Source organism: Palleronia sp. (genome assembly GCF_042089775.1).
GTDB lineage: Bacteria > Pseudomonadota > Alphaproteobacteria > Rhodobacterales > Rhodobacteraceae > Palleronia.
Map to the genome: position 1 here is coordinate 1 of NZ_JBELKF010000047.1, position 25,390 is coordinate 25,390.

Genomic DNA, 25,390 nt, shown 5'->3' on the forward strand with positions numbered 1-25,390 from the left:
TTCAAATGCCCGGAGCGCGTCGCCAGGGAATTTCCACCAGATCCGAGACACGACCGCGGCCTGGGGTGAGTTTGACTTCGATGAGTGTATTTGGACGATCCCTGAGGGTCGAACGAAGACTGGCGCAGAGCATCGCGTGCCCCTAACAGCGCAGATGATCGCGATTGTTGAGCCGCTGAAGGCGCTCAGATCCGCATGTGTGTTCGAAGGGCAGAAACGGCACAAGCCTCTCTCCAATATGTCAATGCTCATGTTGCTGCGGCGCATGCAGACGGACAACATCACTGTCCACGGTTTCCGTTCGACATTCAGGGACTGGGCGTCAGAAGAGGCAAGCGCACCCCGCGAGGTGGCGGAAATGAGCCTCGGCCATAAGGTCGGCAACGAAGTCGAGCGAGCATACGCTCGCTCGGACCTACTCCAGAAACGCCGCGAGCTAATGGAAAGGTGGTGCTCCCATGTGGCCTCGCAGTGCTGATCATCTCTATCCTGGCCTCGATCCGAGCGCGTCAGACAGGAACGAATCCAACTTTGAATTCTACTACATCCGGATGCTGGAAAGGATCGGCGCCGCACTCGAGAACTGGATCGGCCTGGAGCTGGAAGTAGAGCACATGCTCTTCACAGCAGCTTTGATTTCCAACGACCATGAGGACCCACTTTGGTCTGATTTGGGCAGAGGATACGGCAGTGGGCAGTCACGCAAAGCGCGCGATTGTCTTCGCAAGGCATCGGTGAAACTTGCCGCCGCCGCCAAGCAGAAGAACTCGAAGCGCGCCCAAGAAATGTGGGAAGAAGCGTGTAATTTGGCAATTTCACTGGGAACCCCGGTTTCCATCCTGGTGAAGGAGGCAATGAAACACGAAACGGATACCGTGACGCGCGTCATTGACGAACTGCGAGAGATCTTCGATGTCGAAGTTAAGCGTGCGGGGCAGAGAACGGGCAAGGTCCGAGCGCGTCGTGTCGCCCTTCGCCTGCGCGCCATCGTCGAATTCTACACAGACCATGAGATCACTGCGGGCCCAGACCCAGAGATCGCGATAGGGCGTTACCCTGAGTGCCTAGCTGAGCTGTACGAGGTGATCGGGATCGATATGCATTTCTACCGACCAGCCCTACACGCCGCCAAGTGCGCCAACGATGAAGACGACCTTCGCATAGGCCGTGAAGGCCTTAAAATGTATTACGATCAGTTGGATAGGTGGTATCCATAGGAGTTGTATAGCGTTTCCCCCGTGACGGCGGGGGACGCTTCAATGATCTTGGCTTCAGTTGAAACACATGGAGTGTGCTATGGAACGGAAGTACTTCGATCCCGAACGTATCTACGATGATAATGACGTTGAGCTCGACCTGATCGCGCCGAAGTCCAAACGCGCTCAGTGGCGGCACAAGGGTGTTGGTCCCGCATACCTATGCTTTGGCCGCCGGATTAAATACGACGGCCACGGCCTGAATTCTTGGGTGAACAGTGTACGGGTCACGACCACCGAGGCAGCCTGACAAACAAAACCCCGCACGGGGCGGGGCCTTGCAAAGTACTGTCTGCACCATCTTTGTAGGCCATTCGCGCCCGTCTTTTCAACCTTAATTCAAGTGCCCCAGCGGCATTTTCGGCCCACGAGCAATGGCGCCGTTAGGAAAGGTATGTCCGATGGCCAAAAAAACCTTCGCTATGTTGAACACGTCCATCCTCCACGTTCGAGCGTTCCGAGAGCTCGTCAACTGTTTTGATCGCAACCTCTATTTCACGGCCCACCTCAGCGCCCAAGCCAATTTCTGTGGGCTCTTCAGGTATCCTGTCTCCCTCATCGCCGACGAGACCAAGCTCTCTATCCCTGACGTCAGGGCGTCATTGGCAAGGCTGTGTCATGCTGGCCTCATCGAATACGACCCGGATGCCGAACTGATCAGAATTTGCGGGTGGTTCAGGTCTGCGAACTGCCCGAAGAACGCTGACCACACGCGCCAGGTCGCCCGCCATTTTGTCCGGTGGACTGCCGGTCTCCGACATGTCTCGCAGGGCGGTGGCGCAATTCTCGATCGGATGTCTTCTGCAGACCAAAACCTTCAAGCCTGCGAGCCAGCACGGGGGGCGGGTGGTAGAGGAGATCCGAAGATTTCTTGCTGATGCATGGACGATGTACGAGGACCTCCGCCCCATGCTGGAGGAGGAATGCCGACAGCACGGCGCAGCCATCTCGTTTGAATTTCAGAATGTCATCAGTGGCTTTCCGGCGCGACCAACGGATGTGCAATTGGAGGTAGTGTCAGGTGGGCCATACCAAGGTCGAGGCACGGTGTTGGCTCCCTCCCCCCACCCTGTTCGGACGCTGGCGCCACAAAGAGAAAGAGATAAAGAAATAGAAAAAGATGGGCAGAGCCCTCACCGCCGTCCTTTGCCTGAAACCTTGAACAGCGCAATGGTGCAGTCCCTCTTGGCAAACCGCGTGTGACCGGTGTCCGATCAACTTGATCCTAGGAAGAGAGCAAGGTCACCCGTGTTTCACACGGGAGCTTGTGAGGGGGCGGCGCCCCCTTCAAACCCCGCTAAGAGCAGGTCACCCAAATACGCCGAGACGTTGACTGAAACCGCCGCGTTCCGGTGTTCCCCTGCTGAAAAGGCCCGCCTCGATGCGGAGGCTCGCCGTGCCCGCCGTCCGCTGGCCGAGCTGCTGCGAGAGCGGTTGCCCTTGGTCCGTAGCGGCCATCGGAAAGTGGTCCCGGAGGCCGACCCTGACCTGCTGGTGGCCTTGTCGCGCATCGGGGCCAACATGAACCAGATCGCGCGTGCTCTGAACGCGGCGCGCAAAGTACGGGTCTATGACCAGCTGGATGTGCTGGCCATTTCCGCTTCCCTGGTTGCCATAGAACGGCAACTGGACGCCCTGCGTGAGAACGGCCGCCGATGATGGTGAAGTTCTTCCACCATGGCCGGGGCACCGCCGCTCCCGCGGTCGATTGCCTGATCGCTGAGACGGTGAAGTGCTACGACGAGCACCGGAACCCCATCTGCGATGCGCGAGGGCGGCAGGCGTAAGAGCGTCGCGCCGTACCGCCCGAGGTGATCGAGGGGGACACCGCGCGGATGCAGGCGCTCATCGACGCAGTGCCGCATCAGTTGCGCTACAAATCCGGCGTGATCAGCTTCGCGGCAGAGGACGCGCCGACTGATGAGCAGCAGCGCGCCGTCATCCAAGACTTCGAGGATTTCGCCGCGCAACAAATCCGAGCCTTGCCGGAAGCCGCAGATCGCGCGGCAACGCGGGAGCAGCTGCATGAGTGGATCGCGAGCCAAATCGGGATCGGCGCAATCCGCGACCGCGCTTCAATGATCGAAGCTCTGAGCGACATGGGCTTCGAGCTGCCCCGCAAGAGCAAGGCCTACCTCACCGTCCTTGATCCCGACACCGGCCAGCGCTGGCGCCCAAAAGGAGCGATCTTCGATGAAAACTATACCGCAGAGCAAGCTGAACCCGCGCATCCAGGCGAACATGGACAACCTGCTGGCGTCTCAGCTCGGCTTGCTGGAATCTCAGTTGAAGAGCTTGAGCGGCGAGTGGAGGATCATCGTCAGAAGCGCCTTCGATACAATGTCGAGCGATACCGACAGCCTGAAGCAGGCGATCGGGCAGCGGATGCAGGCGCTTTTGCGCCAGACCGAAGAGACCGGGGATCAGTTGGAGAACCGGATCAAGAGGCTGGAGGCGCAATCCCGGAAGCTGAGCCAGTTGATCGCGACCCGGGGGCTGACGACCTTCCTCGCCGGCGCGGTTCTCGCGACGGTGATGAGCTTCGGAGGTGCCTTCCTGGCAGTAACGATGATGATCAACGGCCAGCAGCAAGTGACGACACCCCAGCCACCAGTCCCGTCGGCACTTCAGGGCAGCCGCAGCGTGCGGGGACCGGGCGGCCTTGGGCAAGTGACTCTTCTGCCGCCCAACGTGAACGTGGTCCACTGCCCGATTGGCAATGGCAGTGGTCGAATCTGCATTCAGCGCGTGGAGGAGTAGATGGCCCTGACGAACTTGGAGCGCGAGTTGCTGAGCTGCGTCGAAGAACTCGGCAAAGGCGTCACCGACTGCATGACGAGATTGGCCGAACAAGAGCGCATGCTCGCGCAGTTGCAAAAGGACTTGCAAGAGTCCTTGAGCGACTTGGAAGGCTCCTTGGAAAACGCTTCGCGGCCTCAGCTCACCTCCCCGCAGAAACCGGCGCGGGGGTTCCGGCTCAGAAACCGGTAAGCCGCGGTCAAGAGCTCGACGACGCTGCCGAGTCTTCACCGGCGACAGAGCGCAGCACTGGCCCAAGCAGGTCGCTATAGTTCGCACCGAGTGCGATCGACCATTCGGCGAATTCGACGACGTCTAGGCGACGCTCGCCCCCTTCCACTTTCGCGACAAAGGACTGCGGCCGCTTCATGCGGTCAGCCAGTTGCTGCTGGGTCATTCCTGCCGCCTTTCGGGCGTCGGTCAGCGCCTGGAGGAGCGCCAGGTGCGCGGGTGTTCTGAGACTACGCGCCAATTGCGGCTCTTCAACAAGGTCATTCCCTTGCCGCGTAATCCTGTTCTGGTATTATCCCATTATAGGATATTAGGAGGCTTTGAGATGAGATCAGTGTTCAACGCCCTCGGTGGGGCAATGCCGCATGTACTCGCAAATGTAGCGGCCTGTCTGGTTGCTTCAGCGCCTGCTACCGCTGATCAGCTCGAAGCCGCGGGTGATCTGGCAGCACGCCCCTATCCCTACGAACTCCTCGGGCTGCGTCCCGGTGATCCGCTCTCGGATGTCGCGGCCCTCTTCGATGACCGATCAGAGGCGGAGGCGACAGGGACCGAGCTCCGTATGCGTGTCCAGTCCCAGGAGGGGCAGGTCTTGGAGCCGAGCTATGAAGCCACGCGGGAGATCGGTGACGTAGGCATGCAGGGGCGTCTGTCCAACGCTCCCCAGGACCACATCACAGCGATGCTGGCGACAGAGGTCTTCGAGAAGCGGCCGCTTGCGATCTTTCGTGTGCTGAGACAACCCTCCGCTGACCTGCCTGAACCGCTTGCGCTGAAGGCGCAGCTGGAAGACTTGTACGGACCGGCTTCCGCTATCCGTATGCAAGGACAATCAGTGACCCTCATCTACGCATGGAGCACTGAGGGTTTCATTCCCGATCTTGACGCACAGCCTGTTCAGACCCTCGTTGAGCAGCTCGGTGCGGACCGTACGAGGCAGCGCGAGTTCCGCACATGCGAAACAAGCGGTCTTTTCAGCTCGTCGATCAAGTACGAGTTCAGACAATCCCGCGATCTCGCGGACGCAATCATGCCCGGCTGTGTGGCGACCTACGAGATCACCTATCGGAGCGGCCCTGAGACCAGCACCATCGAGTTCGCCCTTGAAGACTATGACCTGGCACGCCAGCACCGTGCCGAGGTCGACCGCTAGATCATGCAAGCGCTGTCGTCCCCCGCCCTGAACTCGGATCTGGACCTATGACACGAATGGCAGACTGGGCGGACCCGATGGAGGTCCAGAACATGTACCGTGAGCTCTTCGGAAGCACGTTGATGCTTGTTGATGATGCTCGCTGGGATTCCCCCGGACCTTCGACATCAGAGGAAACGAGGCAACGGTTTCTTAGGGCGTTTCCGCCGATCCACGGGCACTGCGAAACATTCACTGAAATGCAGGTGGACTCGGACAGCGGCAAGGTTGCCCTCGGTGACAAGATGGGCGAATGCGCAATCGAGTTGGTCCCGCACCCGGATGGCCTCTGGGACATTCACGTCCGCAAGCCGGGAGTGCAGGCTGACGAGGTTGGGTTGACCCAGAATGTCGTACTTCTAAAGCTTCTTGCATATGACTGCGGTCCCGCTGGCTCCCTGCACTTCGACGACGACTATGGCAGCGATCTCCAAGAGTGAGCCGCTTCTGGCTAAGCTGCGTCCAAACGGCTTCGAGGAGCTCGATGATGCTACAGTACGTAACCGCACGAGCGCTTCTGTCTGCCATCGCCGAAGCAGAGGCCGGCCCGCAACCAGGTGAGCTCGATGACGCGCCAGCTATCAACAACTGGTTCCTGATCTGGCGCGACGGCGATGTCGTTCGAGCGGATGGAGACGTGAGCGGGCATCCCACGATCTCAGATCCTTGGGTCACTACTTCTCCAGTTCTCGGGTACGCCTACGACTTTGATCGGCAGCGCGGTTGGCTTCGCTCGATCTCGCGCTGGTATCGCCTTGGTCAGCTGAGAAAGGTACCGGTTGACGCAACAGTCCCAGACCAGGCCCGGAGGGAAGCCCTGCTGAGCGCCGACATTCGGCTTGAGCGCCAGCGCAGGGAGTGGCGAGACCAGTATAGGGTAGGCACCTGATCTACCGCCGCCAGTTCCGTCCCTACAGCCCGTCGTGATGCGAGCGGGCCGGAACTGGCTCCCGCCCCCTCGACCGACATCGCCCACCAAAAGGCAAGGGAGGAAGAGGGGGCAGACGCCACAGGCGTCTATTCCACTGCTCGTTCACAGGCTGGTCATCCACGGAGCGATGTAGAGGCCGGTGGAAGCCCCAACCACCGGCCAAGACTGCCGCCGTTCATAGACGGACAGGTCGCGGAGCTTGTGTGTTTGCCGCATTCTTCACTTTGAAAAGCAAATAGACAATCTAGTTCGGGCGCAGCTCTGGCGTCAATAGACCTCACGAGCCCGCTTTTTGTCAAGCTCAATCGATAGGTTGAACGACTCCCAGTTTGTGAACCAGTACTTCGTCACATTGCTCAAGAACGGTGCGTCAAAAACACCGAATCCATATTGTTTCAGCCAGCTCCATCTTCAACTTCCTCGATATATACGGGCAGCACTGAAGATCCATAAAGGCGATCACGAGCTCTGCATCACTCCTCAAATAGGCGGAACGCTCGGAAAATTTTTGCCGAATCTCGCTCTCCAAGTAGCGCTTCAGCTCACTGTACCGCCCTCTATTCTTTATGATAAGCAGGCAAACGGAAATGGAGAATTAGGTCAGTCTCCGCTTTCTGAAGAAGCTTCCGCCATGATCTCTATCAATACCAAAGAAGTGTGCCAAGACGTCCTGAGGAAGCATATAAGTGCGCCCAAGCTTCTCAACTGCCAGGATAAGGTAAAGGGTTTCAATCTCCCTGAACCGATCGATCGGCTTCGTCTTTATGTGGCGGTGAATATTGTCAAATGCAAACTTTAATACGTGATCCTTTAGGTCGCGGGCGACCCCTGTTCGGTGCAGGCCATCAACTATACTGCAAACAATCCTGGTCAGTCGAACCGAAAAGTTAACCCGTGGTGCGGCAGCGTAGGCAAAGAACACAAAGTCCAGCAGACCAATCAAGGCTCTTGCGAGCTCCGGCTCCTTTCTAAGCTCCATGTGATTCCTCTCATGGTGCTTGAAAAACTGCTCCACCCTCTTCTCCACCGACGCCAGAGAGTAGTTAAGAACATCCTTGTAGGAGACTCCCGTTTCGTGAACCACAGTCTTGAAGTCGACAATCAAAGAAACGGACTGACACGACAGCTTGAAGTGCTTAATTTTCTCGTCAGGATCATCAGGGTCTGCAACCAAAACCTCTTCGATGCGAATCCAATCCTTCAAGACGCCGCTCACTCTATTCTTAGCAATAGTGAGAGGCGTGATGATCGGTCGATCGAAACTCAGCGCTTTCTCCTTGCTCAGGGAGAGCTTAATCTCCTTTAGGTGCGCGCCGAGGTGAGCTCGGATAATATCTTCGTTGCTTGGATCATCTGTAAAGACGAAGTAATCATCAACATACCTGTAGATTTCATAATCTACCCTGTGTCTTATACTGTGCTCATCCCACAGCGCAGTCTCGAGCTTTCGATCAACTTCTTGCACGAGTATCTCGGCGAACATCCGCGAGAACTCCGGACCAATCAAGATGCCGTTTGTCTCCCCGCGATTCATGTATCGCATCACTTTGTCAAACACGTCTCCGAAGGTGCCTCTTGTGGCATCAATGTCCTCTTTCGCAGCTTCATGCCCCAGGACCGACCATACAATCGATTGAGTGTAAATATTGTCAAAGCAACTCGAGATATCCAACTTCAGCAGCCGACCGAACTTCTTCTCCGCATTCAAGTATGCCCTATTCTCATAGAATCTGAAAATATTGCTATAACTCTCATAGGTGAAGTACGACCCAATATTCTTATACTCCGCGTCCCTCTGCTCTACGCTGTCCCGATCTGCGGACTCTCTTTCGAGGAACAAGCGATCCTTGAAGCGTGCGGTGCGAGCGACCGCAGCCGGTCGCCTTATAGAATAATGGCTTTTGCTGCACTCGTAGATGATGAGGGGGCCGTAATCGTGGTAGAAGCTCGCGACCAGAAGTTGGTTTTGGGGGTGCGGTATAGAGAGCTGACGGAACTCGGTTTCCTTGTGTGAAATCTTAAAATGATATGGTTGTGTCCACGTTTTGCCGAGCTTCCACTCGCGCACGCGCACTGTCTTCCCGTCCACCTGCTTTGTCTCGGTCCGGAAGTTGCTCGGGTTCTTTCTTGTTACAGCGAAGAAGGCTGAAATTGCAGTATCTGCGAGCGATCCATTTGCCTCCCAGGTGACCCAAGTCTCTTTCCCCTTTTCAACTGTTCGGACGTTGTACTTCGATAGGAAGTAGAAGTATACGCCATTGGAGAATGACGGAGGAACTTCAAATGGAAGAACATCCGTCAAGACCGGACGCTGATACCGAGTTTTTGTTTGAATCTTGACGCGCTTTGATCTCTTACTCATACGACCACGCCTTGGTTATCTGAGCAAATTCGCCCCGGCGATGGAACCTTCGGAAGATCCTTTCCGAGAATCCTTTCTTGAACGAGAGGCTGTTCAGACGACCTTTAAGGCTTGCGCTCGCCAACCTGGCCGTGGCCCTTCTTAGCTCAACATCTAAGTCATTCAGGTCTTTATCCAGCGTGAGGTGAGTATCGCTGAAGTAGATACCGACGTAGGCGTTACTCTTATTGTGTGTCAGCTGTGTGTTTCCCGCAAGAAGCCGCACTCTCTTCACAAGCAATCGATAGGCTGCTTTCTGATTTTTTGCCCGCTGCTTTTCATAGTTTGAGAAGCTCGCGGCCAACCGACCCTTATACTTAGCCCGCCTACTTTCGCTCAGGCCCACTTCCAGGCCGTCCTTAAATGTAAATTTGTACCCGAGATATTCGAAGCTCCAAGCACCTCTCCCTTCTGGGCGGCCACCATCGGTCAGCGGCGACTGGTCCGTCTTTGTATCATTCAGTGCTAACCCTTTTTCGGACACGAGCGACCTGATTGCACTCAGATGGGACCGGCAATCGATCTGGGGTGGCGCAGTGTACAGAACCACGATGTCGTCTACATAACGGGCGTAAAAGACGACGTCGGGATGCTCCCTCATTCGGGCATCCAAATCTCTCATGTACAGCTCCGAGAGATAGGAGCTGAGGCCGACCCCTCTCGGCAAACCGACTCCTGGCGTCCTAGAAATGGTTGCGAAGCTATCTAGAACCTGAGACACAAGACGAAGGGATGCTTGGCTAACTAGTTGGTCACCTTTTATTTTTGAGAGAATCCTGTCGTGCGGGATGCTTTCAAAGAAATCTTTGATATCCGTTCTGACGATGTGATATGGAAAGCCTTCGCTCAGGAACCCGACCAGCTGAGATACAACCTGATTTCTGTTTTCTGGTGAAACCTTGTACAGGCCGCTAATGTTCCGATCTAGGTTTTTTAAGGCATAATACTCAGCCGGACTCGTGTTGTCAGTCGTGTAAACCGGCTTTCCTTTTGGCCCAATCCTCTAAATGAGGTTAACTTGAAACGAGCGCTTGGAAACCTGGTGCGATACTTTTTCTAACTCCTCGAGGAGCGTGTTGTCGCGGTCAGATCGCGCCTCCTCCCGACGCCTCTTGATGTCGTCGAATATCGCCTGATCTGAGGCGGAGTACTTTCCCGTATGGCGCTTTCGGAAATCCTTTGCCTCTTGAATGAGGTCACGGAGGACGTCGGTTTTCGCCTTGACGCTGGGGAAGAGCTTCTGATCGTACACCCGTCCTTTGCGTTTCTCAGCTTCTGAGATGTAGCGAAAATTCTTTGCTGAAAAGCTCTGGTCGCGCAACGGTGCCTCGTAAATCTCTGAATTTTGAAGAAGACTAGACGTTTTTCCTCGTACTTTTCAATGGCGCGCTGATGAACATGACGACGACGCGGCTGAAGCACGCCGCTGAAGTGAGCGGGTGGGGCTACCAGTATGTCTGCCGCATGGGGTAGGTTTCGTGGCAATACGCGCCGCGTAGCGCCAGACATCAACCGGCGGACCCTCCGTAAGGCCGGAGGGAAGCTGGGGCTCAGGTCAGAGAGTTTCCTGCGAGATATCTCGAGCGGTGGAATAGGCAAAGTAGGCGGCACCGCCATCGGCACCCGTCCAGCGCGCGGCCGGGTCCACCGGCGAGATGTATTCGGAAATGGCGTCGGTTGCTGCGCCGAAGGCGTTCGCAAGCTCACCGTCGAGTGTTTCAAGATATTCGTCCACGGCGCGGGACGTGAGGTCCGGCGGAGGCTCTTCTTGCTGTCGATGCCGCGTGTCTGATCGGCATTCGCCGGGATCAGGCTGGCCTCGACGCCGAAGCTGTGACCGCCGAATAAACCTTCATCCATGCAACGTTGCAGGACGGTCTCGAAAAGATGCCGAAACAGGCCGCTCTCGCGAAAGCAGCCGTGGCGGTTCTTGGAAAATGTTGAATGATCGGGCACTGCGTCGGTCAGATCGAGCCTGTTAACCACCGATACGCCAGATTGACATGGACCTCTTCGCAGAGCCGACGCTCAGACCGGATGCCCATGCAATAGCCCAGCAGCAACATACGGACCATCAGTTCGGGATCGATCGACGGGCGGCCGCCAGAGCTGTAGAAAGGCGCCAGCAGCGGCCGCACATGAGACAGATCAAGGAACAAGTCAATATCGCGCACCGGGTGATCCAGAGGCACAAACCCTTCGACCGACAACTCGTAAAACAGCGCGCCCTGCGCGACTTGCCTTAGCCCCATCATCGCGATGCCCTCCACTCTCAGAACGAGAGCATCGCAGCCCCGAACGCCAGGCAACGGCCTTTTTCGACAGTATCTCTGCGTTGCTGACGCTCAGGCGTGGCGCAGCAGAAGACCGCTTTCGACGCCGGTATCCGTTGCAGAGGAAACTTCCCTAACGGAAAAGGCTGAATTATCTGGTGAATTTCTATGGAGATTTGGTGGACCCTAGCGGGATCGAACCGCTGACCTCCTGCATGCCATGCAGGCGCTCTCCCAGCTGAGCTAAGGGCCCGTTTGCGCCGCGTCGCCGTGGCGTAGGGCGCTCTCTAAGGAGGTTCCGGGGGTGGTTCAAGCGAAAAATTCGCCCCCGGAGCCAAGTTTTTCAGTCGTCGTTGTTGTCGTCCGAAACGTCGGCGATTTCGTCCAGCGAGACGTTGTCGTCCTCGTCATCCTCGAGAACATCGTCGCCCAGATCGACATCCGTGTCCGAATCGTCCTCGTCGAGCACGACGTCTTCTTCGTCCTCGTTCTGATCCTTGCGGCTGTTCTTGTCGGCCTTGTCGGCCAGCATCGTCCGGCTGCCTTTGCCGGTGTCCAGCTGCACGACCTCGCCGGTGTAGGGCGATACGATCGGATTGCGGTTCAGGTCATAGAAGCGCTTGCCCGTGGTCGGGCAAATCCGCTTCGTTCCCCATTCTTCCTTGGGCATGGCACCCTCATAAAATAGCGTTGTATCGGGATCGCCGTCCCCTGCCACAGCACTAAGGGCCTGTCAAAGCCTTTCCCCGAACCGCGCGGGGCGGTAGAGCGACCGACATGGGCGCGCAGCAGACGCATGTGAAGGTGTTGCCCGGCGATCCGCCGGTCGAGATCGTGCTGCGCCGCTCGGCGCAGGCGCGGCGGGTCACGCTCAGGGTGTCGTCGCTGGATGGACGCATCTCGCTGACCCGGCCGGTGGGCGTCTCGGAGGCCGAGGCCATGCGGTTCGCCGTGCAGAAGGCCGCTTGGATCCGGGCGCAAGTTGCGCAAGTCGCTCCGGTACGCGCGGTCGGGGTTGGGGTTGGTGTCCCGGTCGAGGGCGCTCTACGGGCCGTGAGCGCCGGGAAGCCGGGGATCGACCGCGACGGCATCCGCGTCTCTCCTGCGCGGCCGGCAGGGCCGCAGGTCGCGGCCATCCTGAAAACGCTGGCGCGCGAGCGGCTGGCGGTTTCGGTGGCGCACCATGCCGCGGCGCTGGGGCTTTCGCCGGGGCGGCTGACCCTGCGCGATACGCGCTCGCGCTGGGGGTCGTGCACGGGGCGCGGGGACCTGATGTTCTCGTGGCGCCTCGTGATGGCACCGGCGGACGTCCTGGACTATGTGGCGGCGCACGAGGTGGCGCATCTGCGCCACATGGACCACTCGCGCGCCTTTTGGGCGACGGTCGAACGGACCCGCCCCGACTGGCGCGTGCATCGCGACTGGTTGCGCGCGAACGGCGGCGCATTGCACGCGTGGCGGTTCGCGGCCGATTGACGGCGGATCCGTGCGGGCGCATCACCGGGACATGCTGATACAGCCCCGTCCAGAGCCGCCACAGTCGCTTCCTGCCCATGACCGGGTCTACCGCACGCTGCGGACCCGCATCATGCACGGAGAACTGGCGCCTGGACAGGCGCTGACTCTGCGCGGGATCGGGGCGGAGTACGGCGTGTCGATGACCCCCGCGCGCGAGGCCGTCCGGCGGCTTGCGGCCGAAGGGGCGCTGTCGCTGTCGCCCTCGGGTCGCGTGACCACGCCCGAGCTGACGCCCGACCGCATTGAAGAGCTTGCCGCCCTGCGCGCGCTGCTGGAGGTTGAACTCGCCTCGCGCGCACTGCCCCGTGCGCACCTGGCCCTGATCGACCGGATGGAGACGCAGAACACCGCCATCGCCCACGCGATCGCCAAGCACGACGCGGTTGCCTATATCCGGCTGAACCTCGAATTCCACCGGATGCTCTACCTGCGGGCCCAGGCCCCCGCGATGCTCGCGATGGCCGAAACCGTCTGGCTGCAGCTCGGCCCGACCATGCGCAAGCTCTACGGCCGGCTGGGGCGGACCTCGGTGCCTGCGGGGCATCGCCTGATCGTTGCGGCGCTGAAGGCGGGGGACGAGCCGGGGCTGCGCCTTGCCGTGCGTCAGGACGTGACGCAGGGACTACGGATGATCCTCGCGGGGTAGAGGACCGCCGTCGTTCCGGGATGGTGAATTGTCGGACAGCCGGAGTTTTTTTCGTGCGGAACGTTAGTGTACGGTGGTCTTCGCGCCGAACGCGACCGCGTGCATCACGCGACCGGGGTAGAGGGTGAACGCACCCGTGACCACGAGGGCCAGAAGGAAGAGCGACAGCATCGACTGGCGATGCTCCCTGATCCGCCCCGAGCGCGCATGCCGGACGCCGCGCCACAGACCCCATAGGGTGATCGGGATGAGCAGATGAATGGGGCTCCAGATCCCAAAGTTTCGCAGGGTATGAATAAAGAGCGCACTGAGCGCCACATAGGCCAGGGCGAGCACGAAGAGCCAGCCGACGATGCGATGCCGGGACGTACCCTTCGCCCCGACGATTTGCCATAGCCCGAGGCAAAGACCGATCAGCGCCACGATCGCGTGCGAGGGGATTGGCGACAAAGACTGGAAGAGCGGAGACAGCGACATCGGCCCCCCCTATGGTGCAAGGGCCGCCCCGGGCAGGGCGGTCCCTCTTTCCAGCGACGGTGTGACCCCGCCGATCGGGTCAAGCGTGGATCGCGCCGTCTCCACAAGCCAGAGCCGCTTCGCGCACGGCTTCCGAATAGGTCGGGTGCGCGTGGCAGGTCAAGGCGATGTCCTGCGCCGCGGCGCCGAACTCCATCGCGACGCAGATCTCGTGGATCAGGTCGCCGGCCATCGGGCCGATGATATGCGCGCCAAGGATGCGGTCGGTTTCCTTGTGGGCGAGGATCTTTACGAAGCCGTCGGCTGAGAAGTTGGCCTTGGCGCGACCGTTGCCCATGAACGAGAACTTGCCCGCCTTGTAGGGGATGCCCGCGTCCTTCAGCTCGGCCTCGGTCTGGCCCACGCTGGCAACCTCGGGGTGCGTGTAGATGACCGAGGGGATGACGCCGTAGTTGACGTGGCCGTGCTTGCCCGCAAGCACCTCGGCCACCGCCATGCCCTCGTCCTCGGCCTTGTGGGCCAGCATCGGGCCGGTGATCGCGTCGCCGATGGCGTAGATGCCCTTCAGGCTGGTCGCCCAGTGGCCGTCCGTCTTGACCTGACCGCGATCCGTCATCTCGATGCCAAGCTCGCCAAGGCCCAGCCCGTCGGTGTATGATTTGCGCCCCGTCGCGACGAGCACCACGTCCGCGTCGAGCGTCGCGTCGCTGTTGTCCTTCTTCAGCGCATAGCTGACCTTGGCCCTCTTGTTCTTGACGTCGACGCCCTTCACGGCGGCGCCCAGAATGAAATTCATGCCCTGCTTGGCGAGGATCTTCTGGAACTGCTTCTGCACCTCGCCGTCCATCGTCGGCGTGATCGTGTCGAGATACTCGACCACCGTCACCTCGGCACCTAGGCGGGCATAGACCGACCCCATCTCGAGCCCGATGACACCGGCGCCGATCACGGCCATCTTCTTGGGGATCTTGCCCAGCGACAGCGCGCCGGTCGAGGACACGATGATTTCCTCGTCGATCTCGACGCCCGGCAGCGACGAGGGCACCGAGCCCGAGGCGATCACGATGTTCTTCGCTTCGTGGACCTCGTCGCCGACCTTGACCTTGCCGGCCTCGGGGATCGAACCCCAGCCCTTCAGCCAGTCCACCTTGTTCTTCTTGAAGAGGAACTCGATCCCCTTGGTGTTCTGGGCGATCGTGTCGTCCTTGTAGGCCTGCATCTGCTGCCAGTCTACACTGGGGGATTTACCTTTGAGGCCCATCTTCTCGAAGTTCGTCTCTGCCTCGTGCAGCATCTCGGTCGCGTGGAGCAGCGCCTTCGAGGGAATGCAGCCGATGTTCAGGCACGTCCCGCCCAGCGTCTCGCGGCCCTCCACGCAGGCGGTCTTGAGCCCGAGCTGCGCGCAGCGGATGGCGCAGACATAGCCGCCGGGGCCAGAGCCGATAACGATGACGTCGTAGCTGGACATGTGAGTCTCCTTCGTGAGCCGCGTCAGATAAGCGCGGCCAGTAGCATGAGGACGGTGGCGAGCCAGCCGATCGCGAAGATGAGCGAGCGGCCGGGGACCCAGCCATTGGCATAGGCCGGGACATAGAGAATGCGCGCGACGAGGTAAGCCCATGCGCAGGCGGCGGTGAACCAGCTGGACTGGCCCGACAGGGTGATGACGAGCACGGCGACCGCGAACAGCAGCAGCGCCTCGTTGTGGTTCTGGTAGGCGCGGGCGAGGCGGCCCGTCCGGGTCGAGACCTGCTCCATCAGCGGTTTCGACAGGCGCTCGGGATCGCGGGGCGACATCGTCTTGCCCGGCCCCAGCTCGAGGTTCGCGGGAACGGCATAGAGGCCGAACTGTATCACCTGCAGAAGCCCGGCAAGGACGAGGACGAGCAGTTCCTGGGTCATCGGACATGGCTCATGGCGCTGTCGCCGTCGCGAGGAAGTGCGTTTCGAGCTCGCGCACATGCGGGGCGAGGGCGGCGGTGCGGGTCAACCAGCCGCGCGCCTTGTCCTGGTCCGACACGCCGTAAAGCGCCCAGACCCGTTCAGGGTTCTCGGCTTCTTCCCAAAGCTGAAGCTGGGTGAGCCCGGCCCGGTCGCGATCCTCGCGGGCCGCGTCATAGGCGTCGCGAAAGGCGGGGCGGTCGTTGGTATCGAAACGGATAAGCAACTGCATGACGATCCCTCTTGAAAGGCTCAGCTATCGCAGATCAGCGGCGCCGCGAGAAGAGTCTCGGCGTAGGCAGCGCCTTGCTGTCGCGTACGCTCTTCGATCTCGGCTCGTGGGCGGTCGATCCAGCGGCAACCTCGTTCCGTCGCAACCTGCGCCTTGGCGAGGCGAATCCGCTCGTCCAACGTGCGCGGCTGACGCGGATTGAACAGGAAGAGGTGCCACCGTGCGCCGTTTCCCGCCGTTTCAGTCGAAGCCGTGTGCCGGACGGTCACGTCCGGCGGAAGGGCCGGCCCTGCACAAGCGGCAAGCGCCGCCATGAGCACCGCTGCGCCCCACGGGCGGAAGGCTCCGCCCCGAGAAGGGGCGGAGCGATGGTGGGCGAAGGTGCTCACAGGTCCATGAGCAGGCGGCGCGGATCCTCGAGTGCCTCCTTCACGCGCACGAGGAAGGTCACGGCGCCCTTGCCGTCCACGATCCGGTGGTCGTAGCTCAGCGCGAGGTACATCATCGGACGGGCGACGATCTGGCCGTCCACCACCATCGGGCGCTCCTGGATCTTGTGCATCCCGAGGATGCCCGACTGCGGCGGGTTCAGGATCGGCGAGGACATCAGCGAACCGTAGACACCGCCGTTCGAGATGGTGAACGTACCGCCTTGCATGTCGGCCATCGACAGCTTGCCGTCGCGGGCCTTCTTGCCCTTCTCGGCGATGGCCTTCTCGATCTCGGCGAAGGACATTGCGTCGGCGTCGCGGATGACCGGGACGACCAGGCCCTGCGGCGTTCCGGTCGCGATGCCCATGTGAACGAAGTTCTTGTAGACGACCTCGGTCCCGTCGATCTCGGCGTTTACGTCGGGCACTTCCTTCAGGGCGTGGCAGCACGCCTTGGTGAAGAAGGACATGAAGCCCAGGCGGACGCCATGCTTCTTCTCGAAGAGCTCCTTGTACTCGTTCCGCAGCGCCATGACCTCGGTCATGTCCACCTCGTTATAGGTGGTCAGCATGGCCGCGGTGTTCTGCGCATCCTTCAGTCGCTTGGCGATCGTCTGGCGCAGGCGGGTCATCTTGACCCGCTCTTCGCGATCGGCGTCCTCGGCCGGAGAGGGCGCGCGCTTGGGAGCTTCGGCCTTGGGCGCCCCGGCCGTCGGGCCACCTTCCAGCGCCTTCAGCACGTCTTCCTTCATGATGCGGCCGTCCTTGCCCGAGCCCTGCACCTGGTCGGCCGAGAGGTTCTTTTCCGCCATCAGCTTCTTCGCCGAGGGGGCATCTTCGCCCGACTTCTGCGCATCGCCCTGCTGCGTAGGCTTCTCGTTCGCTTCCGGCTTGGCCTCCTGCTTCGGCTGGGCCGAGCCACCGCGGGTCATGACGGCAAGCTGACCGCCGGCCTCGACGGTGTCGCCTTCCTGCTTGAGGATCTTCGTCAGCGTCCCGGCAGCCGGCGCAGGTACTTCGACCGAGACCTTGTCGGTTTCCAGTTCGCAGAGCATCTCGTCGGCCTCGACGGTGTCGCCTTCCTTCTTGAACCAGGTTGCGATGGTCGCCTCGCTGACGCTTTCCCCAAGGGCGGGCACCATGACCTCGACCTCCTGGCCCTCCGAATCGTCCTGCGCGGGCTTTTCCTCGGATGGCTTTTCGGTGTCCGAGCCGGAATAGCCGCCCTGCTTGTCCTCGTCGGACCGGGGCATGGTCTCTTCGGGGCCGGCGTTGCCAACCTCGGCGATATGGGCGAGCAGGGCATCGACGCCGACCGTCTCGCCTTCCTGCGCCACGATCTCGTCAAGCGTACCGGAAACGGGCGAGGGAACCTCGACCGTCACCTTGTCGGTCTCGAGCTCGCAGAGCATCTCGTCCGCCTCGACGGCGTCGCCCGGCTTCTTGAACCAGGTGGCGATGGTCGCCTCGCTCACGGATTCTCCCAGGGTGGGCACACGAACTTCGGTCATGGTCTTATCCTTCAATTCCGAGCGCCGCATTCACGAGCGCCTCTTGTTGGGCTTTGTGCGTGGAGGCGAGGCCGGTGGCAGGCGCCGCCATGGCGGGACGGCCGGTGTATTCCGGGCGCTTGCAATCGGCCTTGGACCGCGAGAGCACCCATTCGAGGTTGGGCTCGACGAAGCTCCAGGCGCCCTGGTTCTTCGGCTCTTCCTGGCACCAGACCATCTTGGCCTGCTTGAACCGCTCTAGCTCCTTCACGAGGCTGTGGGCCGGGAAGGGATAGAACTGCTCGAGCCGCAGCAGGTAGACGTTGTCCAGCCCCTCGGCATCGCGCTTTTCCAGGAGGTCGTAGTAGACCTTGCCCGAGCACATCACGACGCGCTCGATCTTGTCGTCGGCGGCGAGCTGCAGGTCGGAATTGCCGTGTTCGGCATCGTCCCACAGAACGCGGTGGAAGGACGACCCGGTCACGAAATCCTCGGTCTTCGAGACGGCTATCTTGTGACGCAGAAGCGATTTCGGCGTCATCAGGATCAGCGGCTTGCGGAACGAGCGGTGCAACTGCCGGCGCAGGATGTGGAAGTAGTTGGCGGGGGTGGTGCAGTTCGCCACGATCCAGTTGTCCTGCCCGCATTGCTGAAGAAACCGTTCCAGACGCGCCGACGAATGTTCGGGGCCCTGGCCCTCGTAGCCGTGGGGCAGCAGGCAGACGAGGCCCGACATCCGCAGCCACTTCGACTCGCCGGAGGAGATGAACTGGTCGAACATGATCTGCGCGCCGTTTGCGAAGTCGCCGAACTGGGCTTCCCAAAGGGTCAGGGCGTTCGGTTCAGCAAGACTGTAGCCGTATTCGAAGCCGAGCACTGCGTATTCCGACAGCATCGAGTCGATGACTTCGTACTGGCGCTGCCCGCCGCGGATGTCGTTCAGCGGGTAGTAACGATCCTCGGTCTTCTGGTCGACAATGGCCGAGTGCCGCTGCGAGAACGTGCCGCGCCCGGAATCCTGGCCCGACAGGCGCACCGGATACCCTTCGAGCACGAGCGACCCGAAGGCGAGCGCCTCGGCCGTGGCCCAGTCGAAGCCTTCGCCGCTTTCGAACATCTTGCGCTTGGCGTCGAATAGGCGGCCGATCGTCTTGTGCAGGTTGAAGCCCTCGGGAACCGTGGTCAGCGAGTTCCCGATCTCTTGCAGCGTCTCTTCCTTGATGGCCGTCTTGCCGCGCTGGTACTTCTTGCCCTCCTTGTCGAGGTGCGACCAACGGCCGTCGAGCCAGTCCGCCTTGTTGGGCTTGTATTCCTTCCCGGCCTCGAACTCGTCCGACAGCAGCGACTGGAACTGGGCCTTCAGGTCCTCGATCTCGCCCTCGGGGACCAGGCCTTCCTTCACCAGCCGCTCGGAATAGAGCGACAGCGTCGTCTTCTTCTGTTTGATCGTCTTGTACATCGCCGGGTTCGTGAACATGGGCTCGTCGCCCTCATTATGCCCGAACCGGCGGTAGCAGATCATGTCGATGACCACGTCCTTGTGGAACTTCTGCCGGAACTCGATCGCGACCTTGGCTGCGTGGACCACTGCCTCGGGATCGTCGCCGTTGACGTGGAAGATCGGCGCTTCGACCATCAGCCCGATGTCGGTCGGGTAGGGCGAGGTGCGCGAGAAGGCCGGCGACGTGGTGAAACCGATCTGGTTGTTCACCACGATGTGGATCGTGCCGCCCGTCCGGTGGCCGCGAATGCCCGACAGCTGGAAGCACTCGGCCACCACGCCCTGGCCGGCGAAGGCCGCATCGCCGTGCAGAAGCACCGGCAGCACCGACGTGCGCTCGGGGTCGTTCAGCTGGTCCTGCTTGGCGCGGGCCTTGCCGAGAACGACGGGATTCACCGCCTCGAGGTGCGAGGGGTTCGCGGTCAGCGACAGGTGCACCGAGTTGTCGTCGAACGTGCGGTCCGAAGAGGCGCCGAGGTGGTACTTCACATCACCCGAGCCTTCGACGTCGTCGGGCTTGAAGCTGCCGCCCTGGAACTCGTTGAAGATCGCGCGGTAGGGCTTGCCCATGACGTTGGCGAGTACCGAGAGGCGCCCGCGGTGGGGCATTCCGATGACGATCTCCTTCACGCCGAGCGCACCGCCCCGCTTGATGATCTGTTCCATCGCGGGGATCAGCGCCTCGCCGCCGTCGAGGCCGAAGCGCTTGGTGCCCATGTACTTGACGTGGAGGAATTTCTCGAAGCCCTCGGCCTCGACAAGCTTGTTGAGGATCGCGCGGCGGCCGGTCTCGGTGAACTTCACCTCCTTGCCGTAGCCTTCGATCCGCTCCTTCAGCCAGGCGGCCTGCTCGGGGTCGGAGATGTGCATGTACTGCAGCGCGAAAGTGCCGCAATAGGTGCGCTTCACCAGGTCGAGGATCTCGCGCAGGGTTGCGATCTCGAGCCCCAGCACGTTGTCGAGGTAGATCTTGCGGTCCAGATCGGCCTCGGTGAAGCCGTAGGAGCGGTAGTCAAGCTCGGGGTGATCCCCCACGTCCCGCAGCCCGAGCGGATCGAGGTCGGCGGCCAGGTGACCGCGGATGCGATAAGCCCGGATCAGCATGAGCGCCCGCACGGAATCGAGCACCGCACTGCGGATCTGCGACTGGTCGATCTTCTGACCGCCCGTTTCCGCCTTCTTGGCGATCTTCTCGGCGATTGCGCGCCCGTCCGCCTCGGGCGCGGAGGGCCAGTCGCCGTCCAGCGCGTGCGTCAGATCGTCGTTCGGCTGCGGGGGCCAGTCGCGCCGCGCCCAGGAGGGACCATCCGCCTCGGCCTTCGCATTCCCCTCGTCACCGAGCTGGGCGAAGAAGGCCTGCCATTCCTCGTCCACCGAGCCGGGGTCGTCGGAATAGCGGGCGTAGAGCTGTTCGAGATACTCTGCGTTCTGGCCCTGCATGAAGGACGACGCGCGAAAGACGTCGTTGCGGGAGTGTTCGGTCATGGTGTCACCTCTGGGGAGTGGGCCGTATGTGTTGCCATGGGGGCGTTTGGGCAACAGTGGTAACCTGAAAACGTGAAGAGAGGATGCATCGGGCTCAATCCATGGCGGCCGGAGGGGGCCCGTAGGCGTTTTCCCGCGGGTCGCCGGGGCGCGTCAGCCACCAGATCACCAGAAGCGGAGAGAGGAACGCGACGAAGAGCGCGACGCCCAGGATCAGGGCAGAGCCGCCAGACACGACGGCGCCGAAATCCCCGACGGCGAGCGGCGCAAACCCTGCGATGATCCCGGCAAGCAGTCCGACGCCAATGACCACGATCGCGGGATAGACGAGGTAGAGGCCCGAGCGCCCGGTGTCATGCATGCGCCGCCACCCGGCCGAGACGGCTGGGATCAGCGTGGCCAGTCCGAAGGCGGTCGCGACGGGTCCGTTGTTCTCGACCTCGATCGTGCCGGAGACGGTCTCGATATGCTCGGTGTTGAACAAGGCGGTGTCGATGAGCCCGCAGACGATGCTGCCGAGAAAGATGAACAGGACGAAGTACCAGTATTCCTTGCGCCGGGCGCGGCCCGAGAAGGTGAGGTAGTTCCGAAAGCAGCGGGAGACGGCGCGGGTGAAGGTCATCCGCACCCCACCGCATGTGCGACGAGGCGGTTGGCCGATGGCATTTCAGCGTCTGTTTCTGCCGCTCGTCGCATTCTGCGTCCGGGGAGTGGGGCCGGGGCAGGGTGCCCCGGCAGATGGTTCGGCGTCAGCCGATGGCTTTCACGACCGCCTGACCAAGCGAGGCGGGGCTGTCGGCAACGACGATCCCGGCCTCTTCCATGGCCGCGATCTTCGATTCGGCGTCGCCCTTGCCGCCCGCGACGATGGCGCCGGCGTGGCCCATGCGGCGACCCGGAGGGGCGGTGCGGCCGGCGATGAAGCCGGCGGTCGGCTTCCAGCGGCCCTTCTTGCGCTCGTCGGCGAGGAACTGAGCGGCTTCCTCTTCGGCCGAGCCGCCGATCTCGCCGATCATGATGATCGCCTCGGTCTCGTCATCGGCGAGGAACCACTCCAGCACGTCGATATGCTCGGTGCCCTTGATCGGATCGCCACCGATGCCGACGCAGGTGGACTGGCCGAGGCCGACATCGGTGGTCTGCTTGACCGCCTCGTAGGTCAGGGTGCCCGAACGGGACACGACGCCGACCTTGCCGCGCTTGTGGATGTGGCCGGGCATGATGCCGATCTTGCAGGCGCCCGGCGTGATGACACCGGGGCAGTTCGGGCCGATGAGGATCGTCTTCGACCCTTCGAGGGCGCGCTTGACCTTCATCATGTCGAGCACCGGGATGCCCTCGGTGATGCAGCAGACGAGCGGGATCTCGGCGTCGATCGCCTCGAGGATCGAGTCAGCGGCGAACGGGGGCGGCACGTAGATGACGGAGGCATTCGCGCCGGTCTTGGCGACGGCTTCGTGGCAGCTGTCGAACACCGGCAGGTCCAGGTGGGTCTGGCCGCCTTTGCCGGGGGTCACGCCGCCGACCATCTTGGTGCCGTAGGCGATGGCCTGTTCAGAGTGGAAGGTGCCTTGCGAGCCGGTGAAGCCCTGGCAGATCACCTTGGTATTTTCGTCGACGAGAATGGCCATGCGTGGTCCTTTTTCGGTCTGTCGGAGCGGTCAGAAGAGCTGTTCCTGCTCGTCCGCCGCCATATCCAGCAAGCGCACGAGGACGAGCCCCGCGCCCATGATGACGAGGGTCCGGCCGATGGAGCCGGTCAGGTTTCCGGGAAGGATCCGGGCAATCAGGTCCCGCGTCTTGCGCGCCGCCCGGCTCGCGCCGCGGTCCAGGTGCGGCCGCGTAGGCCGCTCGGGAAGGCGGAGCGCCTCGGGTTCCCAGTTGCGCAGGACAAGACCTGCGCCGACGAGGGCTGCGCCGAGGAGGAGCGGAGAGGTATGTGCCGGAGCTTTCATCTGTCGGATCCTTGGAAAAAGGTGTGCCTCGGGGCTAACGTCGCCGAGGCCGTTCGGGTCACCCCTTCACCGCTTTCACGATCTTTTCGGCCGCATCGTTCAGGTCGTCGGCCGCGATCACGTCGAGGCCGGAGGAGTTGATCATCTCCTTGCCCTTCTCGACGTTGGTGCCCTCGAGCCGGACCACCAGCGGAACCTGCAGGCCGACTTCCTTGACCGCCGCAATCACGCCTTCCGCGATCACGTCGCAGCGCATGATGCCGCCGAAGATGTTGACCAGGATGCCCTTCACGTTCTTGTCGGACGTGATGATCTTGAAGGCCTCGGTCACCTTCTCCTTCGTGGCGCCGCCGCCGACGTCGAGGAAGTTGGCAGGTTCGGCCCCCTTCAGCTTGATGATGTCCATCGTGGCCATGGCAAGGCCGGCGCCGTTGACCATGCAGCCGATCTCGCCATCGAGAGCGATGTAGTTCAGGTCGTACTTCGACGCCTGAAGCTCCTTCGGGTCTTCCTCGGTCTCATCGCGCAGCTGCGCGATGTCGGGGTGGCGATAGAGCGCGTTGCCGTCGAAGCCGACCTTGGCGTCGAGCACCTTCAGGTCACCCGCCTCGGTCACGATCAGCGGGTTGATCTCGAGCTGCTCCATATCCTTTTCGACGAAGGCCTGGTAGAGGATGCCCATCAGCTTGACGCACTGCTTCATCGCCTGGCCTTCGAGACCCAGCGAGAAGGCGACGCGGCGGCCGTGGTAGGGCTGGTAGCCCGTCGCGGGATCGACATCGAAGCTGAGGATCTTATCGGGGGTGCTGGCTGCGACTTCCTCGATGTCCATGCCGCCCTCGGTCGAGCACACGAACGAGATGCGGCTGGACTGACGATCGACCAGCAGCGCGAGGTAAAGCTCGCGCGAGATGTCAGAGCCGTCCTCGAAGTAGATGCGGTTGACCTGCTTGCCCGCGGGGCCGGTCTGATGCGTCACCAAGGTACGGCCAAGCATCTTCTTGGCTTCCTCGGCGGCTTCCTCGACCGATTTGGCCAGGCGCACGCCGCCCTTTTCGCCGGCGTCGGCTTCCTTGAACGATCCCTTGCCGCGGCCGCCCGCGTGGATTTGTGCCTTCACGACCCAGAGCGGGCCATCGAGCTCTCCGGCGGCGGTCTTGGCTTCCTCGGCCTTCGTGACGACGCGGCCGTCCGAGACGGGGGCCCCGTACTCGCGCAGCAACGCCTTGGCCTGGTATTCGTGGATGTTCATGCGAACGCACTCCGGCTGGTTCCGTTTGCCGGGCCTTTTGCCACCGTGAAGGTGCCGCATCAAATGAATAAGGGAGCAAATGCGCGGCTTCGCGCTAACAGGCATGCTTTGTGATCACACGCTTGGCGCCAGTGATCACGGGCGGAGGGCGCTGCGTGCGGAATGATCGCCTGCATGAATAAGCGCCCGAGCGGCTGCCCGGACGCTTATCGTTCTCAACCGATGGCCGGTCAGGCGAGGGTTTCGTCGATTCCCTTGCAGGCTTCGACGAGGCCCTTCACGGCGTCCACGGACTTGTTGAACATCTCCTGCTCGTCCTTGTTGAGCGAGATGTCGACGATGCGCTCGATCCCGCCTTCGCCGATGATCGTCGGCACACCAACATACATGCCCTTGAGGCCGAACTGGCCGTCGACCCAAGCCGCGCAGGGCAGCAGGCGCTTTTGGTCCTTGAGGTAGGCTTCGGCCATCTCGATCGCCGAGGTAGCAGGCGCATAGAAGGCCGAGCCGGTCTTCAGCAGGCCGACGATCTCGGCGCCGCCGTCGCGCGTGCGCTGCACGATCGCGTCCAGCTTGTCCTGCGAGGTCCAGCCCATCTTGACCAGGTCGGGCAGGGGGATGCCGCCAACGGTCGAATAGCGGGTCAGCGGCACCATCGTATCGCCATGGCCGCCCAGCACGAAGCCCGTCACGTCCTTCATCGAGACGTCGAATTCGACGCTGAGGAAGTGGCGGAAGCGGGCGCTGTCGAGAACGCCGGCCATGCCGCAGACCTTCTTGTGCGGCAGGCCCGAGAATTCGCGCAAGGCCCAGACCATCGCATCAAGCGGATTCGTGATGCAGATGACGAACGCGTCGGGGGCATTGTCGCGGATGCCTTCGCCGACCGACTTCATGACCTTGAGGTTGATGCCCAGAAGGTCGTCACGGCTCATGCCGGGTTTGCGCGGCACGCCGGCGGTGACGATGCAGACGTCGGCGCCCGCGATGTCGGCGTAGTCCTGCGTGCCCTTCAGCTTCGCGTCGAAACCTTCCGACGGACCGGATTCGGCGATGTCCAGGGCTTTGCCCTCGGGGGTTCCCTCGGCAATGTCGAACAGCACGACGTCGCCAAGCTCTTTCAGGGCGGCGAGGTGGGCGAGGGTGCCGCCGATCTGGCCCGCGCCGATGAGAGCGATCTTGGGTCTGGCCATGGAAGTCTCCGCTGGTTGAGCAATCGCGCGGAGGGTTACGGGCAACAGATGCGCAAGGCAAGGCCCACGTAAAATGACGGCAGCCGCCTAAGGGGCGGCCACCGGCCGGGCGAATACGCGCCCGGCACTAGTTAGGCTCAGGACCCATTAATCAGGTTGAGGCTGTGCGGCCCGCATGATTCACGG

Annotated in this window: 29 protein-coding genes, 1 tRNA gene and 1 pseudogene; 11 read left to right on the forward strand and 20 right to left on the reverse strand. The window is 61.6% G+C overall.

Going from position 1 to position 25,390, the window contains the following annotated elements; translation table 11 throughout:
• The 4 genes from ACFDS3_RS12170 to mobC form a co-directional block, all read left to right on the forward strand.
• Window positions 1–478: tyrosine-type recombinase/integrase (locus ACFDS3_RS12170; RefSeq protein WP_375262621.1), on the forward strand; the 478-nt coding region annotated here is incomplete at its 5' end.
• Window positions 459–1,217 (forward strand): hypothetical protein, encoded by a 759-nt coding sequence (locus tag ACFDS3_RS12175; RefSeq protein WP_375262622.1) that lies wholly within the window; start codon window positions 459–461, stop codon window positions 1,215–1,217. The genes ACFDS3_RS12170 and ACFDS3_RS12175, both read left to right, overlap by 20 nt.
• A gap of 79 nt (window positions 1,218–1,296) precedes the next feature.
• On the forward strand, window positions 1,297–1,506 hold the full coding sequence (locus tag ACFDS3_RS12180; RefSeq protein ID WP_375262623.1) for a MerR family transcriptional regulator: 210 nt from the start codon (window positions 1,297–1,299) through the stop codon (window positions 1,504–1,506).
• Between the two features lie 1,079 nt (window positions 1,507–2,585).
• Window positions 2,586–2,915 carry a plasmid mobilization relaxosome protein MobC gene (mobC, locus tag ACFDS3_RS12185; protein WP_375262624.1) on the forward strand — a complete coding sequence of 110 codons (330 nt, stop codon included), beginning with the start codon at window positions 2,586–2,588 and terminating at the stop codon, window positions 2,913–2,915.
• Window positions 2,916–3,331: 416 nt separating this feature from the next.
• On the opposite strand, the gene ACFDS3_RS12190 is transcribed toward mobC, so the two are convergent.
• The gene (locus ACFDS3_RS12190) at window positions 3,332–3,499 is read right to left on the reverse strand and encodes a hypothetical protein (protein ID WP_375262625.1); all 168 of its coding nucleotides are present in this window, start codon (window positions 3,497–3,499) and stop codon (window positions 3,332–3,334) included.
• Here ACFDS3_RS12190 and ACFDS3_RS12195 point away from each other — a divergent pair.
• Both ACFDS3_RS12195 and ACFDS3_RS12200 read left to right on the forward strand, forming a co-directional pair.
• A complete protein-coding gene (locus ACFDS3_RS12195) occupies window positions 3,498–4,016 on the forward strand; it encodes a hypothetical protein (RefSeq protein WP_375262626.1) in 519 nt (172 codons plus the stop codon). The two genes, ACFDS3_RS12190 and ACFDS3_RS12195, sit on opposite strands and share 2 nt — an antisense overlap.
• Window positions 4,017–4,247, forward strand: a complete 231-nt coding sequence (locus tag ACFDS3_RS12200; RefSeq protein ID WP_375262627.1) for a hypothetical protein — start codon at window positions 4,017–4,019, stop codon at window positions 4,245–4,247.
• 7 nt (window positions 4,248–4,254) lie between these two features.
• Here the strand turns inward: ACFDS3_RS12200 and ACFDS3_RS12205 are convergent, their stop codons facing one another.
• Window positions 4,255–4,527, reverse strand: a complete 273-nt coding sequence (locus ACFDS3_RS12205) for a helix-turn-helix domain-containing protein (RefSeq protein ID WP_375262628.1) — start codon at window positions 4,525–4,527, stop codon at window positions 4,255–4,257.
• A gap of 84 nt (window positions 4,528–4,611) precedes the next feature.
• On the opposite strand from ACFDS3_RS12205, the gene ACFDS3_RS12210 reads away from it, so the two are divergent.
• The 3 genes from ACFDS3_RS12210 to ACFDS3_RS12220 all read left to right on the forward strand — a co-directional run bounded on the left by ACFDS3_RS12210 (window position 4,612) and on the right by ACFDS3_RS12220 (window position 6,367).
• A complete protein-coding gene (locus ACFDS3_RS12210) occupies window positions 4,612–5,439 on the forward strand; it encodes a hypothetical protein (RefSeq protein ID WP_375262629.1) in 828 nt (275 codons plus the stop codon).
• A gap of 77 nt (window positions 5,440–5,516) precedes the next feature.
• The gene (locus tag ACFDS3_RS12215) at window positions 5,517–5,918 is read left to right on the forward strand and encodes a hypothetical protein (protein ID WP_375262630.1); all 402 of its coding nucleotides are present in this window, start codon (window positions 5,517–5,519) and stop codon (window positions 5,916–5,918) included.
• Between the two features lie 47 nt (window positions 5,919–5,965).
• Window positions 5,966–6,367: a DUF6634 family protein gene (locus ACFDS3_RS12220; RefSeq protein ID WP_375262631.1), complete on the forward strand. Its 402-nt coding sequence runs from the start codon at window positions 5,966–5,968 to the stop codon at window positions 6,365–6,367.
• Window positions 6,368–7,004: 637 nt separating this feature from the next.
• Here ACFDS3_RS12220 and drt3b read toward each other — a convergent pair.
• The 6 genes and pseudogenes from drt3b to ACFDS3_RS12250 form a co-directional block, all read right to left on the reverse strand.
• Complete coding sequence (drt3b, locus tag ACFDS3_RS12225; protein WP_375262632.1) at window positions 7,005–8,711, reverse strand: antiviral reverse transcriptase Drt3b; 1,707 nt, start codon at window positions 8,709–8,711, stop codon at window positions 7,005–7,007.
• Between the two features lie 52 nt (window positions 8,712–8,763).
• Entirely contained in the window at window positions 8,764–9,810 is a 1,047-nt protein-coding gene (drt3a, locus tag ACFDS3_RS12230; protein WP_375262649.1) for an antiviral reverse transcriptase Drt3a, read from the reverse strand.
• 3 nt (window positions 9,811–9,813) lie between these two features.
• On the reverse strand, window positions 9,814–10,131 hold the full coding sequence (locus ACFDS3_RS12235) for a hypothetical protein (RefSeq protein WP_375262633.1): 318 nt from the start codon (window positions 10,129–10,131) through the stop codon (window positions 9,814–9,816).
• Between the two features lie 264 nt (window positions 10,132–10,395).
• A pseudogene (locus ACFDS3_RS12240) lies at window positions 10,396–11,065 on the reverse strand (transposase); the annotation flags it as partial.
• 195 nt (window positions 11,066–11,260) lie between these two features.
• Window positions 11,261–11,336, reverse strand: a tRNA-Ala gene (locus ACFDS3_RS12245).
• A 90-nt stretch (window positions 11,337–11,426) separates the two neighbouring features.
• Window positions 11,427–11,753: a TIGR02300 family protein gene (locus ACFDS3_RS12250; RefSeq protein WP_375262634.1), complete on the reverse strand. Its 327-nt coding sequence runs from the start codon at window positions 11,751–11,753 to the stop codon at window positions 11,427–11,429.
• 107 nt (window positions 11,754–11,860) lie between these two features.
• Here ACFDS3_RS12250 and ACFDS3_RS12255 point away from each other — a divergent pair, with 107 nt between their 5' ends.
• Both ACFDS3_RS12255 and ACFDS3_RS12260 read left to right on the forward strand, forming a co-directional pair.
• Window positions 11,861–12,559 (forward strand): M48 family metallopeptidase, encoded by a 699-nt coding sequence (locus ACFDS3_RS12255; RefSeq protein WP_375262635.1) that lies wholly within the window; start codon window positions 11,861–11,863, stop codon window positions 12,557–12,559.
• A gap of 31 nt (window positions 12,560–12,590) precedes the next feature.
• Window positions 12,591–13,247: a GntR family transcriptional regulator gene (locus ACFDS3_RS12260; RefSeq protein WP_375262636.1), complete on the forward strand. Its 657-nt coding sequence runs from the start codon at window positions 12,591–12,593 to the stop codon at window positions 13,245–13,247.
• Between the two features lie 63 nt (window positions 13,248–13,310).
• On the opposite strand, the gene ACFDS3_RS12265 is transcribed toward ACFDS3_RS12260, so the two are convergent.
• The 12 genes from ACFDS3_RS12265 to mdh all read right to left on the reverse strand — a co-directional run bounded on the left by ACFDS3_RS12265 (window position 13,311) and on the right by mdh (window position 25,204).
• Window positions 13,311–13,724, reverse strand: a complete 414-nt coding sequence (locus ACFDS3_RS12265; protein ID WP_375262637.1) for a DUF2306 domain-containing protein — start codon at window positions 13,722–13,724, stop codon at window positions 13,311–13,313.
• Window positions 13,725–13,803: 79 nt separating this feature from the next.
• A complete protein-coding gene (lpdA, locus tag ACFDS3_RS12270; RefSeq protein WP_375262638.1) occupies window positions 13,804–15,192 on the reverse strand; it encodes a dihydrolipoyl dehydrogenase in 1,389 nt (462 codons plus the stop codon).
• 23 nt (window positions 15,193–15,215) lie between these two features.
• On the reverse strand, window positions 15,216–15,626 hold the full coding sequence (locus ACFDS3_RS12275) for an MAPEG family protein (protein WP_375262639.1): 411 nt from the start codon (window positions 15,624–15,626) through the stop codon (window positions 15,216–15,218).
• A 10-nt stretch (window positions 15,627–15,636) separates the two neighbouring features.
• Window positions 15,637–15,897: a hypothetical protein gene (locus ACFDS3_RS12280; RefSeq protein WP_375262640.1), complete on the reverse strand. Its 261-nt coding sequence runs from the start codon at window positions 15,895–15,897 to the stop codon at window positions 15,637–15,639.
• A gap of 20 nt (window positions 15,898–15,917) precedes the next feature.
• Window positions 15,918–16,211, reverse strand: coding sequence for a hypothetical protein (locus ACFDS3_RS12285; RefSeq protein ID WP_375262641.1), 294 nt, complete (start codon window positions 16,209–16,211; stop codon window positions 15,918–15,920).
• Window positions 16,212–16,282: 71 nt separating this feature from the next.
• Window positions 16,283–17,839: a 2-oxoglutarate dehydrogenase complex dihydrolipoyllysine-residue succinyltransferase gene (gene odhB, locus ACFDS3_RS12290; protein ID WP_375262642.1), complete on the reverse strand. Its 1,557-nt coding sequence runs from the start codon at window positions 17,837–17,839 to the stop codon at window positions 16,283–16,285.
• Between the two features lie 4 nt (window positions 17,840–17,843).
• Window positions 17,844–20,804, reverse strand: a complete 2,961-nt coding sequence (locus ACFDS3_RS12295; RefSeq protein WP_375262643.1) for a 2-oxoglutarate dehydrogenase E1 component — start codon at window positions 20,802–20,804, stop codon at window positions 17,844–17,846.
• Between the two features lie 94 nt (window positions 20,805–20,898).
• Window positions 20,899–21,426, reverse strand: coding sequence for a DUF805 domain-containing protein (locus ACFDS3_RS12300; protein WP_375262644.1), 528 nt, complete (start codon window positions 21,424–21,426; stop codon window positions 20,899–20,901).
• Window positions 21,427–21,553: 127 nt separating this feature from the next.
• Entirely contained in the window at window positions 21,554–22,435 is an 882-nt protein-coding gene (gene sucD / locus ACFDS3_RS12305; RefSeq protein WP_375262645.1) for a succinate--CoA ligase subunit alpha, read from the reverse strand.
• Between the two features lie 30 nt (window positions 22,436–22,465).
• Window positions 22,466–22,759, reverse strand: a complete 294-nt coding sequence (locus ACFDS3_RS12310) for a hypothetical protein (protein ID WP_375262646.1) — start codon at window positions 22,757–22,759, stop codon at window positions 22,466–22,468.
• 58 nt (window positions 22,760–22,817) lie between these two features.
• Entirely contained in the window at window positions 22,818–24,011 is a 1,194-nt protein-coding gene (gene sucC, locus ACFDS3_RS12315; protein ID WP_375262647.1) for an ADP-forming succinate--CoA ligase subunit beta, read from the reverse strand.
• Window positions 24,012–24,241: 230 nt separating this feature from the next.
• Window positions 24,242–25,204: a malate dehydrogenase gene (gene mdh / locus ACFDS3_RS12320; RefSeq protein ID WP_375262648.1), complete on the reverse strand. Its 963-nt coding sequence runs from the start codon at window positions 25,202–25,204 to the stop codon at window positions 24,242–24,244.
• Window positions 25,205–25,390: the final 186 nt, after the last annotated feature.

Excerpts from the sequence above, each read along its gene's own strand:
- ACFDS3_RS12295 (WP_375262643.1), bottom strand. The coding sequence starts at position 20,804 with ATGACCGAACACTCCCGCAACGACGTCTTTCGCGCGTCGTCCTTCATG.
- sucD (WP_375262645.1), bottom strand. The coding sequence starts at position 22,435 with ATGGCCATTCTCGTCGACGAAAATACCAAGGTGATCTGCCAGGGCTTC.
- ACFDS3_RS12280 (WP_375262640.1), bottom strand. The coding sequence starts at position 15,897 with ATGCAGTTGCTTATCCGTTTCGATACCAACGACCGCCCCGCCTTTCGC.
- ACFDS3_RS12215 (WP_375262630.1), top strand. The coding sequence starts at position 5,517 with ATGGAGGTCCAGAACATGTACCGTGAGCTCTTCGGAAGCACGTTGATG.
- ACFDS3_RS12195 (WP_375262626.1), top strand. The coding sequence starts at position 3,498 with ATGGACAACCTGCTGGCGTCTCAGCTCGGCTTGCTGGAATCTCAGTTG.
- ACFDS3_RS12200 (WP_375262627.1), top strand. The coding sequence starts at position 4,017 with ATGGCCCTGACGAACTTGGAGCGCGAGTTGCTGAGCTGCGTCGAAGAA.
- mdh (WP_375262648.1), bottom strand. The coding sequence starts at position 25,204 with ATGGCCAGACCCAAGATCGCTCTCATCGGCGCGGGCCAGATCGGCGGC.
- ACFDS3_RS12310 (WP_375262646.1), bottom strand. The coding sequence starts at position 22,759 with ATGAAAGCTCCGGCACATACCTCTCCGCTCCTCCTCGGCGCAGCCCTC.
- ACFDS3_RS12285 (WP_375262641.1), bottom strand. The coding sequence starts at position 16,211 with ATGGCGGCGCTTGCCGCTTGTGCAGGGCCGGCCCTTCCGCCGGACGTG.
- ACFDS3_RS12260 (WP_375262636.1), top strand. The coding sequence starts at position 12,591 with ATGCTGATACAGCCCCGTCCAGAGCCGCCACAGTCGCTTCCTGCCCAT.
- odhB (WP_375262642.1), bottom strand. The coding sequence starts at position 17,839 with ATGACCGAAGTTCGTGTGCCCACCCTGGGAGAATCCGTGAGCGAGGCG.
- ACFDS3_RS12210 (WP_375262629.1), top strand. The coding sequence starts at position 4,612 with ATGAGATCAGTGTTCAACGCCCTCGGTGGGGCAATGCCGCATGTACTC.
- ACFDS3_RS12180 (WP_375262623.1), top strand. The coding sequence starts at position 1,297 with ATGGAACGGAAGTACTTCGATCCCGAACGTATCTACGATGATAATGAC.
- ACFDS3_RS12220 (WP_375262631.1), top strand. The coding sequence starts at position 5,966 with ATGCTACAGTACGTAACCGCACGAGCGCTTCTGTCTGCCATCGCCGAA.
- sucC (WP_375262647.1), bottom strand. The coding sequence starts at position 24,011 with ATGAACATCCACGAATACCAGGCCAAGGCGTTGCTGCGCGAGTACGGG.
- ACFDS3_RS12175 (WP_375262622.1), top strand. The coding sequence starts at position 459 with ATGTGGCCTCGCAGTGCTGATCATCTCTATCCTGGCCTCGATCCGAGC.
- ACFDS3_RS12255 (WP_375262635.1), top strand. The coding sequence starts at position 11,861 with ATGGGCGCGCAGCAGACGCATGTGAAGGTGTTGCCCGGCGATCCGCCG.
- ACFDS3_RS12265 (WP_375262637.1), bottom strand. The coding sequence starts at position 13,724 with ATGTCGCTGTCTCCGCTCTTCCAGTCTTTGTCGCCAATCCCCTCGCAC.
- ACFDS3_RS12275 (WP_375262639.1), bottom strand. The coding sequence starts at position 15,626 with ATGACCCAGGAACTGCTCGTCCTCGTCCTTGCCGGGCTTCTGCAGGTG.
- lpdA (WP_375262638.1), bottom strand. The coding sequence starts at position 15,192 with ATGTCCAGCTACGACGTCATCGTTATCGGCTCTGGCCCCGGCGGCTAT.
- ACFDS3_RS12300 (WP_375262644.1), bottom strand. The coding sequence starts at position 21,426 with ATGACCTTCACCCGCGCCGTCTCCCGCTGCTTTCGGAACTACCTCACC.
- ACFDS3_RS12250 (WP_375262634.1), bottom strand. The coding sequence starts at position 11,753 with ATGCCCAAGGAAGAATGGGGAACGAAGCGGATTTGCCCGACCACGGGC.
- ACFDS3_RS12190 (WP_375262625.1), bottom strand. The coding sequence starts at position 3,499 with ATGTTCGCCTGGATGCGCGGGTTCAGCTTGCTCTGCGGTATAGTTTTC.